The organism is Metabacillus halosaccharovorans, from assembly GCF_002019635.1.
Taxonomy (GTDB): Bacteria; Bacillota; Bacilli; order Bacillales; family Bacillaceae; genus Metabacillus; species Metabacillus halosaccharovorans.
This window is the reverse complement of record NZ_KV917371.1, coordinates 1,794,654-1,808,286: the sequence shown is the minus strand read 5'-3', so window position 1 is coordinate 1,808,286 and position 13,633 is coordinate 1,794,654. Positions and strand designations below refer to the sequence as shown.

The 13,633-nt window shown below is 36.9% G+C and carries 10 protein-coding genes; 9 read left to right on the top strand and 1 reads right to left on the bottom strand.

Going from position 1 to position 13,633, the window contains the following annotated elements:
• Positions 1–32: 32 nt before the first annotated feature.
• The 9 genes from leuB (at position 33) to yihA (ending at position 13,006) form a co-directional block, all read left to right on the top strand.
• Positions 33–1,145: a 3-isopropylmalate dehydrogenase gene (gene leuB / locus BK577_RS08365; protein WP_078432484.1), complete on the top strand. Its 1,113-nt coding sequence runs from the start codon at positions 33–35 to the stop codon at positions 1,143–1,145.
• Positions 1,146–1,263: 118 nt separating this feature from the next.
• Positions 1,264–2,691, top strand: coding sequence for a 3-isopropylmalate dehydratase large subunit (leuC, locus tag BK577_RS08360; protein WP_078432483.1), 1,428 nt, complete (start codon positions 1,264–1,266; stop codon positions 2,689–2,691).
• Between the two features lie 24 nt (positions 2,692–2,715).
• The gene (gene leuD, locus BK577_RS08355; protein ID WP_078432482.1) at positions 2,716–3,309 is read left to right on the top strand and encodes a 3-isopropylmalate dehydratase small subunit; all 594 of its coding nucleotides are present in this window, start codon (positions 2,716–2,718) and stop codon (positions 3,307–3,309) included.
• Between the two features lie 157 nt (positions 3,310–3,466).
• Positions 3,467–4,477: a tetratricopeptide repeat protein gene (locus tag BK577_RS08350; RefSeq protein ID WP_078432481.1), complete on the top strand. Its 1,011-nt coding sequence runs from the start codon at positions 3,467–3,469 to the stop codon at positions 4,475–4,477.
• Positions 4,478–4,741: 264 nt separating this feature from the next.
• Positions 4,742–6,031, top strand: a complete 1,290-nt coding sequence (gene tig, locus BK577_RS08345; RefSeq protein WP_078432480.1) for a trigger factor — start codon at positions 4,742–4,744, stop codon at positions 6,029–6,031.
• Between the two features lie 431 nt (positions 6,032–6,462).
• A complete protein-coding gene (gene clpX / locus BK577_RS08340; RefSeq protein WP_078432479.1) occupies positions 6,463–7,728 on the top strand; it encodes an ATP-dependent protease ATP-binding subunit ClpX in 1,266 nt (421 codons plus the stop codon).
• 386 nt (positions 7,729–8,114) lie between these two features.
• Positions 8,115–9,791 (top strand): ATP-dependent protease LonB, encoded by a 1,677-nt coding sequence (lonB, locus tag BK577_RS08335; RefSeq protein ID WP_078432478.1) that lies wholly within the window; start codon positions 8,115–8,117, stop codon positions 9,789–9,791.
• A gap of 306 nt (positions 9,792–10,097) precedes the next feature.
• Entirely contained in the window at positions 10,098–12,422 is a 2,325-nt protein-coding gene (lon, locus tag BK577_RS08330; RefSeq protein WP_078432477.1) for an endopeptidase La, read from the top strand.
• On the top strand, positions 12,419–13,006 hold the full coding sequence (gene yihA, locus BK577_RS08325; protein ID WP_078432476.1) for a ribosome biogenesis GTP-binding protein YihA/YsxC: 588 nt from the start codon (positions 12,419–12,421) through the stop codon (positions 13,004–13,006). The genes lon and yihA overlap by 4 nt, the downstream gene beginning before the upstream one ends.
• 126 nt (positions 13,007–13,132) lie before the next feature.
• Here yihA and BK577_RS08320 read toward each other — a convergent pair whose 3' ends face one another.
• On the bottom strand, positions 13,133–13,621 hold the full coding sequence (locus BK577_RS08320) for a hypothetical protein (RefSeq protein WP_078432475.1): 489 nt from the start codon (positions 13,619–13,621) through the stop codon (positions 13,133–13,135).
• Positions 13,622–13,633 lie beyond the last annotated feature (12 nt).

Here is a 13,633-nt window from a genome sequence, read left to right as displayed (position 1 = left end):
ATTAAGGAACTTAGAGTGAAGGGGGATAGAACATGAAAAAAACAATTGCATTATTACCAGGTGATGGAATTGGTAAAGAAGTAGTTGATGTAACTGTCGAAATATTAAAAGCTGTCGCTGAACATTTCAATCATCAATTCCAATTTAACTATGGTTTGATAGGTGGTACGGCCATTGATCAAAAAGGCAATCCACTGCCACAAGAAACAATTGAAATTTGTAAACAATCTGATGCCATCATTTTAGGGGCTGTTGGAGGACCGAAATGGGATCAAAATCCAGTTGAACTTCGACCGGAGCGTGGTCTACTAGCATTGCGTAAGGAATTAGACTTATTTGCTAACTTACGCCCGATTACAACATTTGAGAGTTTGTTAGATTCTTCCCCTTTGAAGAGGGAGTATGTTAATGGAGTGGATTTTGTTATCGTACGAGAACTAACAGGCGGCTTATATTTCGGTAAGCCAAGTGAGCGTGTGGTAAAAGATGGTGAAGATGCAGTTGTCGATACCTTGTTCTATAAGAGAAAGGAAATCGAGAGAATACTTGTTACAGCATTTGAGGTCGCCGGGAAACGCCGTAAGCATGTGACATCTGTTGATAAAGCAAATGTTCTGGAGTCAAGTAGAGTTTGGCGTGAAGTAGCAGAAGAAGTAGCTGCAAGATACCCTGAAGTAACGTTAGAGCATATGCTAGTTGATAATGCGGCAATGCAGCTTATACGCTCGCCTCGACAATTTGATGTCATTGTGACGGAAAATATGTTTGGGGATATTTTAAGTGATGAAGCATCGATGATTACAGGTTCCCTAGGAATGCTATCATCTGCCAGTCTATCTTCAACAGGTTTGCATTTATATGAACCAATTCACGGTTCAGCGCCAGATATAGCTGGTAAGAATCAAGCAAACCCAATTGCAACAATTCTTTCAGCAGCCATGATGCTTCGCCAATCTTTTGGAATGGAAGAAGAAGCAAAGGCGATTGAAAAAGCTGTTGATAACGTCTTAAATTCAGGTGCACGTACAGCTGATCTTGTAAATGGCGAAAAAGCTATTTCAACAACGCAAATGGCTGAAGAAATAAAAAATGCAATATCCGATGACCATGCAATTATTAATATTATGGAGGCTTACTCTAAGTGAGTTTACCGATTATAAAATCCAGGTGCAGGTATTCATCATATTGCATCAGGACCTGAGGGGTATGACAATTATTATTGTCAGCCCCTCATTTTCCATCTATTAAAGGAGGTTTATGACCATGAAGCCAAGAACGATCATAGAAAAGATCTATGACGAACATATCGTCCAACAAGAACAGGGAAAGCCGGATCTTTTATATATCGACCTACACTTAATTCATGAAGTAACATCACCACAGGCTTTTGAAGGATTACGAGAGAAAAATCGTAAAGTAAGAAGACCCGACCGAACATTTGCAACAATGGATCATAATGTCCCAACTGTCAATCGTTTTGTAATCAATGATGAGGTAGCGAAAAACCAAATTAGTGCTTTGGAAAGAAACTGTCAGGAATTCGGTATCCGGTTAGCTGACCTGCAAAGTGAAGATCAAGGAATTGTTCACGTAATTGGGCCGGAACTAGGGCTAACACTACCTGGAAAAACAATTGTTTGTGGAGACAGCCACACTTCAACTCATGGTGCATTTGGTGCGATTGCTTTTGGGATTGGAACCAGCGAGGTTGAACATGTATTAGCAACTCAAACATTATGGAGACAGCGTCCTAAAACGTTAAATATTCATGTGCCTGGTAAGCTTCAAAAGGGAGTAACAGCAAAGGATGTAATTCTTGCTGTAATAGGTAAATATGGTGTTCGCTTTGGTACTGGCTATATTATTGAATATACAGGTGAAGTCATTGAAAGTCTTTCAATGGATGAAAGAATGACGATCTGTAATATGTCAATTGAGGCAGGAGCCAGAGCTGGTCTTATTGCACCTGATGAAATAACTTTCTCTTACATTAAAGGTAGAAAGTATGCGCCTAAAGGGGAAGAGTTTGATCGTGCAGTAGAATACTGGAAAACGTTAAGAACAGATGAAGGTGCCGAGTTTGATCAAGTTATAACGGTAAAAGGTGAAGAAATTGCACCAATGGTTACTTGGGGAACAAATCCAGGCATGTCAGTAGGTGTTGATGAGAAAACTCCTGATTTAAATGATTTCCAAAATGCTGAAGAACTTGATGAAGCAAACCGTGCTTTCAGCTATATGGGATTACAACCAAATACTAAGATTGAAGATATTACTATCGATCACGTCTTTATAGGATCTTGTACAAACTCACGCTTAACAGACCTAAGACAAGCTGCAGAAATTATTCAAAGCTTTAAAGGGCAAAAGGTACCGGAAAATGTAAGTGCCATTGTTGTACCGGGTTCACAAAAAGTCAAAAAAGTAGCAGAAGAAGAAGGTCTGGATGTGATCTTTAAAGAAGCAGGCTTTGAATGGCGAGAATCAGGATGCAGTATGTGTCTAAGTATGAATAATGATGTTGTTCCAGAAGGTGAACGCTGTGCTTCAACTTCAAATCGTAACTTTGAAGGAAGACAAGGTAAAGGAGCTAGAACACATCTAGTAAGCCCTGCAATGGCTGCAGCAGCAGCTTTACATGGACGATTTGTGGATGTCCGTCATATTCAAAAAAATGCGATGAGCATCTAAAAGTACAACATTAGGAGGGACAACATGCAACCTTTTACTACACATACAGGTAAAGTAGCTGTATTAAATAGAGCAAATGTAGATACAGATCAAATCATTCCTAAACAATTCTTAAAAAGAATAGAAAAAACAGGTTATGGCCGTTTTGCATTTTTTGATTGGAGATATTTAGACGATGGATCTGAAAATCCGAAATTTGAATTAAACCAGGAAAAAAGCAAAGGAGCGACAATCTTACTTGCAGGAGAAAACTTTGGCTGCGGATCATCACGTGAGCACGCTCCGTGGGCTCTGTCTGACTATGGATTTCAAGTTATTCTTGCGCCGTCTTATGCAGATATCTTTCATCAGAACTGTCTTAAAAACGGTTTATTACCTATAGCATTAGAGCAATCAGATTTAGATGTGATACGTGAGAAGACCAATGATGACAACTATGTGTTGACGATTGATCTTGGAGAACAATTAATTTCTGATAATCAAGGGTTATCAAAATCATTTGAGGTAGACGCTTATTGGAAAGATATGCTTTTATATGGAAAAGATGAAATCGATCTAACTTTAAATTATGATGAAAAAATTAAACAGTTTGAAGAAAGAAGAGCATCATTTTTATAATGATTGCTCTTTTTCTTTTGGCTTTTTTAAAAGGCTGAAATTTATTACTCTCACTTTTTATACTATATTAGTCGTATTCAATGACACCCAAACTTGTTTTCCACCTGTTGGATTGATACACTTGTATGCAAAGATAGGGTGCTGGAGTTGACCATATATGAAACAAAAAAAGAACAATGTTGTATTATTTCCGAATTTAAAAGAACGTTATCTTGATAAAGGAATGGCTCTTTTAAAAGAAAAGAAATTTCACGCAGCATTAGATATGTTCGCAGAAGCAAAAAAATTAAAAGAAGACAAAGCTGAAATCCATCTAGGGATGGCTATTTGTTTAATGGAACTCGGAGAACTAAGTGAGGCGAAGGACATCTGTAAAAAAATGCTTCAAGAGGATATCGGGCATTATTTTACCGTACTACAAATCTATTTAACGATTTTAATTCAACTTCGGGAATACCAGGAAGTCCAGTCAACAATTGAAGCGGTTCTTGAAGAAAACCATCTTCCTGCAGAAAGTGCCGAACACTTTTATAAGTTATTGGAATTTAGTCGTAGAATGAATCAAAATAGTGAAGAGCTACTAGTAGAGGAAGAAGACCAAGAAAGTAATGAAGAAATTTACGTAGAAGATTTATTACAAGATCCCCAAAAACAAATGGGATATGTGCATTCGTTAAGAGACAGAAATATAAATAAGCATATTAACACTCTCAGACTCCTTTTAGAAGGAGAAGAAGTACATCCAACGATTAAATCGATGATCTTACATGTTATGATCGAGCATGAATTAGAGAAGGAAGTAACGGTAGTAAAGTTTGGGGAAGCGATGAATGTTGTACCCGCAAAACTAAAGGATCCAGCTGATGTCCCGTTTGCAAAAAAAGTATTAAATTACTTGGATGATACATTAGGCAGTGAAAATCCTACCCTTTTTGAAGCTGTAAAAGAGGTATGGGTCAGACATTTATATGTTATGTATCCATTTTTACCACAGCCTGAGGATGTAAAGCTATGGGCTGCAGCCTTACATGTTGTAGGTTATTCACTACATGGAATTTCTATTGAAGATGAAGAAATTGAACAAATTTATGCTAAGTCTGCGTTATCATTACAAGAAGCTTGTGAAAAAATATATAAAATAGAAGAAATTTCTTATTTTCAAATATGAGCTATATGTTGAAAGGAATTCATTCTATGTTATAATAAAATGGTTGCAAAATAGTGATCATCGTAATTAAGGTCTATTTTATTTTGGACAAATTGACCTTCTTTTTTATGCGAAATCCTAAGCATGTTTAGTATTCGGTTACTTTTACCGTACATAAAAACAGGTATATGATAGTGGGCGATTGTTTAAACTGTGACAAGCAACCACAATTTACCTATCACTTATTCGCACAAATCATGATAGATCTTTGGAGGGACAGCAAATATGTCAGTTAAATTTGAAAAATTAGAGGGGAACGAAGGCGTTCTTACGGTTGAAGTTTCTGCAGAGGACTTCACACAAGCACTTGATGAAGCATTTAAAAAAGTAGTAAAACAAGTTTCAATTCCTGGATTCCGTAAAGGTAAAATTCCACGTGGAATGTTCGAACAACGTTTTGGTGTAGAATCTTTATACCAGGACGCGTTAGACATCATTTTACCAACAGCATATCCAAATGCAGTTGATGAAGCTGGTATTGAGCCGGTTGATCGTCCGGAAATTGATGTAGAACAAATCGAAAAAGGCAAAAGCTTAATTTTCACTGCAAAAGTAACTGTTAAACCTGAAGTAAAATTAGGTGAATACAAAGGTCTAGAAGTTGAAAAATTAGACGATACTGTAACAGACGAAGATGTTGAAAGCGAACTAAAACAATTACAAGAGCGTCATGCTGAATTAGTTGTAAAAGAAGAAGGAACAATTGAAAATGGTGATACGGCTGTAATCGATTTTGACGGTTATGTTGACGGTGAAGCATTCGAAGGCGGAGCTGCTGAAAACTATTCATTAGAAATCGGTTCAGGTTCTTTCATTCCAGGGTTTGAAGAGCAACTAGTTGGTTTGGAAGCTGGAGCAGAAAAAGAAGTGGAAGTAACATTCCCTGAAGAATACCATGCTGAAAATCTTGCAGGTAAACCAGCAGTATTCAAAGTGAAAGTACATGAAATTAAAACGAAAGAACTTCCTGCATTAGATGATGATTTTGCTAAGGACGTTAATGAAGAGGTTGAAACTCTTGATGAATTAAAAGCTCAAACAAGAACACGCCTTGAAGAAGCGAAAAAATCCGAATCAGAAAACAATCTGCGTGATACTTTAGTAGAAAAAGCTGCTGAGGGTGTTGAAGTTGAAATTCCTAATGCTTTAATTGACAATGAAATTTCTCGCATGATGCAAGAATTTGAACAACGTCTACAAATGCAAGGAATGAATCTTGAGTTATACTTCCAATTCTCTGGTCAAGACGAAGAGGCTTTAAAAGCTCAAATGAAAGAGGATGCTGAGAAGCGTGTAAAATATAACTTAACTCTAGAAGCAATTGCTAAAGCTGAAAACATTGAAGTTTCTGATGAAGACGTAGAAGCAGAATTAGTAAAAATGGCTGAAATGTACAACATGCCGATTGAAAACATTAAACAAGCTTTAGGTGGAAACGCTGAAGGACTTAAAGAAGATCTAAAAGTTCGTAAAGCAATTGATTTTCTTGTGGAAAACAGCAAAGTTGTTGCATAATATAAAATAGAAGAACAAGGCGCGAGCAGATCGTGCCTTGTTTTATACAATCATGTTTTATTTATATTCCTTTGGGAATGATATTAGAAAGTCAATACATACATATAGTAAAAGTATAATTAAATGGAGCAATAAACAATAAGGTTTGTAAGCTTTTTCAATATGCTCAAGTGGTATTATTACCTTTTTGTGATCCAGTTATGGTAAAATGCAGTACATACTTATTTATACCTGTCAAAAAGTTTCAAAATTTAGAGTTGACAGTAGTAAGAAAAACGAAAGGCTCCGCCTTAGGCATTGGCGACAAGTCAAGTTTTTCTAAACAATTGTTTTTCTTTGGTCCATCTTCATCTACCTATTTTCCTGTTTGTAAAAACGATAAGGGTAAGATGGAATTGCTTGTTTGAGATAAAGATATAAGGGGTGAAACAATGTTTAAATTTAACGATGAAAAAGGACAATTAAAATGTTCGTTTTGCGGAAAAACTCAAGATCAGGTTCGTAAGCTTGTAGCTGGACCTGGAGTCTATATATGTGATGAATGTATTGAGCTTTGCACTGAGATTGTGGAAGAAGAGTTGGGAACAGAGGAAGAAGTTGAATTTAAAGATGTACCGAAGCCAAGAGAGATCCAAGAGATCCTGAATGAATATGTAATTGGTCAAGATCAAGCAAAGAAATCATTAGCTGTTGCCGTGTATAATCACTATAAGCGGATTAACTCTAATAGTAAAATTGATGATGTTGAGCTTTCAAAAAGTAATATTTCGATGATCGGGCCAACTGGTAGCGGGAAAACTTTACTAGCTCAAACTTTAGCTAGAATATTAAATGTTCCGTTTGCGATTGCTGATGCTACATCACTAACTGAAGCAGGATATGTTGGAGAAGATGTTGAAAATATTTTACTTAAACTTATTCAAGCTGCAGATTATGATGTAGAAAAGGCTGAAAAAGGAATCATCTATATTGATGAAATTGATAAGGTAGCCCGTAAATCCGAAAACCCATCTATAACACGTGATGTATCTGGTGAAGGTGTTCAACAGGCACTCTTGAAAATTCTTGAAGGTACAGTGGCGAGCGTTCCTCCTCAAGGTGGCAGAAAACACCCACATCAAGAATTTATTCAAATTGATACAACAAATATCTTATTTATTTGTGGGGGAGCATTTGATGGAATAGAGCAAATTATCAAACGTCGCCTAGGACGTAAAGTAATTGGCTTTGGTTCAGATAACAAAAATGCTGATCTTGATAAGAAAGCATTACTTTCACAGGTATTACCGGAAGACTTATTAAAATTTGGTTTAATACCGGAATTTATTGGTCGTTTACCTGTTATTGCAAGTTTAGAGCCGTTAGATGAAGACGCATTAGTTGAAATCTTAACTAAACCAAAAAATGCACTTGTAAAGCAATACCAAAAAATGCTTGATTTAGATGGTGTTGAACTTGAGTTTGAAGATGGAGCTCTATTAGAAATTGCTAAAAAAGCGATTGAAAGAAAAACAGGTGCACGTGGATTAAGATCAATTATTGAGGGCATTATGCTTGATATGATGTTTGACTTACCATCTCGTGAAGATATTGTAAAAGCTATCATCACAGCTGAAACTGTTCTGGGAGAAACACCTCCTAAACTTGTTTTAAGTGATGGAACTGTAATCCAGGAAGATAAAAAGACATCTGCATAATATATATACAAAAAGGAAGCCGCATAATTACCGGCTTCCTTTTTTGTACAGTAGAGCTTATTCTACCGCAATAATTAATGAGTTTTTTTATACATATTCATAAGCTAAAACTTTCCTTAGAGTGATGTTTATTCCAAAGAAACAAAGGAGATACTAGCTATAAATAACCGCTTCTACAAAAAGATGGCAAGCCAAGCTTGCCCTTTTGTCCATCTACGGGGAGATTATCTTCCTATACATATAGAAAAAACAGATCATATTTAATATGTTAGTGAAAAAATTGATTAGGGCAAAAGGATTGGAAAAGACCTCTCAACGAAGTCATATATGTAGTTTTATTTTCCATCGTAGCGGTAAGACGACATCATGGTAGGAGGGACCGACAAATGAGCTGGACTAGTATCGCTTTGTTTATTCAGTTATTTTTTGGGATTGTTATTGGGTTGTATTTTTGGAACTTATTAAAAAATCAGCGAACTCAAAAGATTTCAATTGATCGAGAATCTAAAAAAGAAATGGAACAGCTAAGGAAGATGAGGGCTATTAGACTTACAGAACCTTTAGCTGAAAAAGTTCGTCCAAAGAGCTTTCAAGATATAGTAGGACAACAAGATGGGATTCGTTCCTTGCGTGCTGCCCTCTGTGGATCTAATCCTCAGCATGTTATTGTATATGGACCACCTGGAGTTGGAAAAACAGCAGCGGCGAGATTGGTATTAGAAGAAGCGAAACGTAATAAGAGATCTCCTTTCAAAGAAAATGCTGTTTTTGTTGAACTTGATGCAACAACAGCGAGATTTGATGAAAGGGGAATTGCAGATCCGTTAATCGGATCAGTTCATGATCCTATTTATCAAGGAGCCGGGGCTATGGGACAGGCAGGAATTCCTCAACCGAAACAAGGAGCAGTTTCACACGCACATGGCGGCGTCTTATTTATTGATGAAATTGGTGAATTACATCCAATTCAAATGAATAAGCTATTAAAGGTGTTAGAGGATCGAAAAGTTTTCTTAGAAAGTGCTTATTATAACGAAGAGAACACACAGATTCCAACTCATATTCATGATATCTTTAAAAATGGTCTACCAGCCGATTTCCGCTTAATAGGAGCTACTACAAGAACTCCAAACGAAATTCCGCCGGCAATTCGTTCAAGATGTCTCGAAGTCTTTTTTAGAGATTTAGAGCAGGAAGAACTCGCTATTGTTGCTAGAAAAGCAGCAGATAAGGTAGAAATGGAAGTTAGTGAAGCAGGAATTCACTTGCTGACGTCTTATGTTCGAAATGGACGTGAAGTTGTAAACTTAATGCAAATTGCAACAGGAATGGCCATGTCAGAAGATCGTAAGGAAATTACTGTTGAAGATATAGAATGGGTCATACATTCAAGTCAATTAACGCCACGTCATGAAAAGAAAATTGAAGAAACATCAAAGGTTGGTTTAGTAAATGGTCTCGCTGTTTATGGGCCGAATACGGGTGCATTACTCGAAATAGAAGTAACGGTTATTCCTGCTGAAAAAGAAAAGGGCACAATTAATATTACAGGTATTGTGGAAGAAGAAAGCATAGGTGACCGTTCAAAATCCATTCGCAGAAAAAGTATGGCGAAAGGGTCAGTGGAAAATGTGATCACTGTTTTACGCTCGATGGGAATTAAGGCTGCAGATTATGACATCCATGTGAATTTCCCAGGAGGGACACCAATTGATGGACCTTCTGCTGGTATTGCAATGGCAACAGGTATTTTTTCAGCCATCCATAAAATCCCGATCAGCAATAAAGTCGCGATGACAGGAGAGATCAGTATTCACGGGAATGTTAAACCGATTGGTGGAGTTATACCAAAAATCAAGGCAGCAAAAAAGGCAGGAGCAGACACTGTGATAATTCCTAAGGAGAATGTCCAATCGATTCTGAAAGATATTGAAGGAATTACGATTATTCCTGTCACACATTTACAAGAGGTATTTGATATAGCTCTAGTTGATCCGCCAACTGAATTACCTAATAGAATCCAAAAAAATTCACAAAACTTTCCACATCAGGAATCAGTTTAATCTCATAAAGGGGCCTACCAACTTAAGACCATATATTGGTCATTATAGAAGGAGGTCTCTACTCATGTTTTCATGTTTATTCTTAAAAAAATATTATCTAAGCAGGAATAATAGTGTAAAATAGGCATTATTCTTTTTCTTAATACTATATGAGTTTAACAGATGCTTCATATATCACAATTTTTTTCAGGTAGAATCGTTTAGGGTATACTACCTATTGACTAAAAGTGGTTAAAATAGACACTATAAAAAGAATAAGATAGAATTGTACAAGAATGAACTATATTGTCATGGAGGTGTAAACGCATGGCGAAATCAACTACTCAAATCGTACCCCTCCTACCATTAAGAGGCTTGTTAGTATATCCAACAATGGTACTACACCTTGATGTAGGGAGAGATAAATCTGTACAGGCGTTAGAAAAGGCGATGATGGATGATCATATTATCTTTTTAACGACACAAAAAGAGATTTCGATAGATGAGCCAAAAAAAGAAGATATTTATGAAATTGGAACATTAACGAAAATAAAGCAAATGTTAAAACTACCTAACGGGACAATTCGTGTCCTTGTTGAGGGATTAGAGCGTGGTGAAATCCAACGCTTTGTAGATGAAGAAGAATATTACTCTGTTGAAGTTGCTGTATATCCGGACCCGGAAGAAAAAAGTGTTGAAGAAGAAGCGTTAATGAGAACCATGCTAGAATATTTTGAGCAATACATAAAGCTTTCGAAGAAGATTTCAGCAGAAACATATGCAACAGTATCTGATATTACAGAACCTGGAAGAATGGCAGACATTATTACATCACATCTACCTTTAAAACTTAAAGATAAGCAAGAGGTACTAGAGACTCTTGATATGACAGAGCGATTAAATAAAGTGATCTCAATCCTCCATAATGAAAAAGAAGTTGTCCAACTTGAGAAAAAAATAGGTCAACGTGTAAAAAAATCAATGGAGCGAACACAGAAAGAATATTATTTACGTGAACAGATGAAGGCCATCCAAAAGGAGCTTGGTGAAAAAGAAGGAAAGCTTGGGGAAGTTTCCACACTTAAAGAGCGTTTAGATGAAGTTGGAATGCCGGACCATGTAAAGGAAGTTGCTTTAAAGGAACTTGATCGATATGAAAAAGTACCGTCAAGCTCTGCTGAAAGTGCTGTGATTCGAAATTATATTGAATGGCTAATCTCATTACCGTGGACAAAAGCAACTGAAGATCGTCTTGATGTGAATGTTGCGGAAGAAATTTTGAATGAAGAACATTACGGCCTTGAAAAAGTTAAAGACCGGGTAATTGAATATTTAGCCGTTCAACAGCTGACAAACTCGTTAAAAGGGCCAATTCTTTGCCTTGCAGGACCACCTGGTGTAGGTAAGACGTCATTAGCTAAGTCAGTGGCAAAATCTTTAAATCGTCATTTTGTCAGGATTTCACTTGGTGGTGTAAGAGACGAATCAGAGATACGTGGTCACAGGCGAACTTATGTAGGAGCAATGCCCGGCAGAATCATCCAAGGCATGAAAAAAGCAGGCACAGTAAACCCTGTTTTCCTATTAGATGAAATCGACAAGATGTCCAGTGATTTTAGAGGTGATCCTTCATCAGCCTTGCTTGAAGTATTGGATCCAGAGCAAAATCATAATTTTAGTGATCACTATATTGAAGAGACTTATGATTTATCAAAAGTTATGTTCATTGCAACTGCAAATAATCTTGCTACAATTCCGGGTCCACTTCGTGATCGTATGGAGATTATAAATATAGCGGGTTATACTGAACTGGAAAAGGTTCATATTGCGAAAGATCATTTATTGCCGAAGCAGTTAAACGATCATGGCTTAAAAAAATCTCATCTGCAACTACGAGATGATGCTATTCAAAGCATTATTCGTTATTACACAAGAGAAGCTGGTGTTCGTAGCTTAGAACGCCAACTAGCAGGTATTTGCCGAAAAGCGGCTAAAATGATTGTTAAGCAAGAACGTAAGAAAATCGTAATTACCGAAAAGAATATTGAAGATTTTCTAGGGAAAAAACGATTTAGATACGGACAAGCGGAATTAGAAGACCAGGTCGGTGTGGCAACTGGTTTAGCTTATACAACTGTAGGTGGTGACACACTTTCAATTGAAGTGTCGGTAACACCTGGTAAAGGAAAGCTCATTCTTACAGGTAAGCTTGGAGATGTTATGAAGGAATCAGCTCAAGCTGCGTTTAGTTATATCCGCTCCCGTGCTGAAGAGCTTCATATCGATCGTGATTTCCATGAAAAGAATGATATCCATATTCATGTACCAGAAGGTGCTGTACCAAAGGATGGGCCATCAGCAGGTATCACAATGGCAACAGCGTTGATTTCAGCATTAACCGGCAGAGCAGTTCGTAAAGAAGTTGGGATGACTGGTGAAATTACACTGCGTGGCCGAGTACTGCCAATTGGCGGGTTAAAAGAAAAAACACTTAGTGCACATCGGGCAGGATTAACAAAAATCATTGCACCGAAAGATAATGAAAAAGACTTGGACGATATTCCGGAAAGTGTCCGAAAAGAATTGACCTTTGTCCTTGTCTCACATTTAGATGAAGTGTTAAAACATGCGCTAACAGAGGAGAAAGAATGAAGGTTACAAGTTCAGAAATCGTGATTAGTGCTGTTAAGCCACAACAATACCCAGAAGGAGATTTACCTGAAGTTGCTTTAGCTGGTAGATCGAATGTTGGAAAATCTTCCTTTATAAATAAAATGCTAGGTAGGAAGGCTCTAGCTAGAATTTCATCAAAGCCAGGGAAAACCCAAACGTTAAACTTTTACATTATCAACGAACAATTACATTTTGTAGATGTCCCTGGGTATGGATATGCGAAGGTTAGTAAAAAAGAAAGAGAAGCATGGGGGAAAATGATTGAAACATATATTACGACCCGTGAACAGCTTCGAGCCGTTATTTTACTGATTGACCTTCGCCATCCGCCAACAAATGATGACATGCTGATGTATGATTTCCTAAAACATTATGACATCCCGACTATAATTGTTGGAACGAAAGCGGACAAAATCCCAAAAGGAAAATGGCAAAAGCACGCAAAAGTAATTAAAGACGCCTTGAATATGGAGAAATCCGATGAATTTGTTATTTTCTCATCTGAAACAGGATTAGGAAAAGACGATGCTTGGAAGGTAATCGGAGAATATACATCAGAATAATTAGAAAAACTTGGCTTGTCGCCAAGTCCTAATGACGAAAGCCTTAGTTTTTCTTATACTAGTATCCATAAAATTTATATACTTTCTGATAGTACAAAAAGAGACTCTGGTCATAACCAGAGTCTCTTACTTTTTACGTATAACTACTAATAGAACACCGCCAATAACCACAAATAAAAATGGCCAATATGTTTCAATGCTGTTCACTCCATTTTCAACTATAGAGAGGGACCCCATTATTGCAGGAAAAAAGTGCAAAAACAAGCCAATTGCAAGTAAGATTACTCCTTGTAAATACCCGGACTTTGTTTTTATTGCTGTTAATATAAGGCCGACTGAGATAATAAATAAAAATGAAGCTGAATGTGCCGGCCATGATGGAACTTTTTCATAAAAGAAAAAATGAATCCCGACTCCCGCTAAAATAACTCCAGGTAAAATAGCACTTGAATCCTGCTCGAAATGGCCGCTAATTAAAAATGCAAAGCCAAGTAAAATTAATAAAACTTCCCAGCTGCTTTGTCCTTCAAATAAATGAATATTTAATTTCTGGATAGAATAAAAAATGCCAACACTAAACAAAATAATAGCTGGTAATAATGTGATTTTTTTCATTGTGCACCTCTT

Excerpts from the sequence above, each read along its gene's own strand:
- leuB (WP_078432484.1), top strand. The coding sequence starts at position 33 with ATGAAAAAAACAATTGCATTATTACCAGGTGATGGAATTGGTAAAGAA.
- leuC (WP_078432483.1), top strand. The coding sequence starts at position 1,264 with ATGAAGCCAAGAACGATCATAGAAAAGATCTATGACGAACATATCGTC.
- leuD (WP_078432482.1), top strand. The coding sequence starts at position 2,716 with ATGCAACCTTTTACTACACATACAGGTAAAGTAGCTGTATTAAATAGA.
- BK577_RS08350 (WP_078432481.1), top strand. The coding sequence starts at position 3,467 with ATGAAACAAAAAAAGAACAATGTTGTATTATTTCCGAATTTAAAAGAA.
- tig (WP_078432480.1), top strand. The coding sequence starts at position 4,742 with ATGTCAGTTAAATTTGAAAAATTAGAGGGGAACGAAGGCGTTCTTACG.
- clpX (WP_078432479.1), top strand. The coding sequence starts at position 6,463 with ATGTTTAAATTTAACGATGAAAAAGGACAATTAAAATGTTCGTTTTGC.
- lonB (WP_078432478.1), top strand. The coding sequence starts at position 8,115 with ATGAGCTGGACTAGTATCGCTTTGTTTATTCAGTTATTTTTTGGGATT.
- lon (WP_078432477.1), top strand. The coding sequence starts at position 10,098 with ATGGCGAAATCAACTACTCAAATCGTACCCCTCCTACCATTAAGAGGC.
- yihA (WP_078432476.1), top strand. The coding sequence starts at position 12,419 with ATGAAGGTTACAAGTTCAGAAATCGTGATTAGTGCTGTTAAGCCACAA.
- BK577_RS08320 (WP_078432475.1), bottom strand. The coding sequence starts at position 13,621 with ATGAAAAAAATCACATTATTACCAGCTATTATTTTGTTTAGTGTTGGC.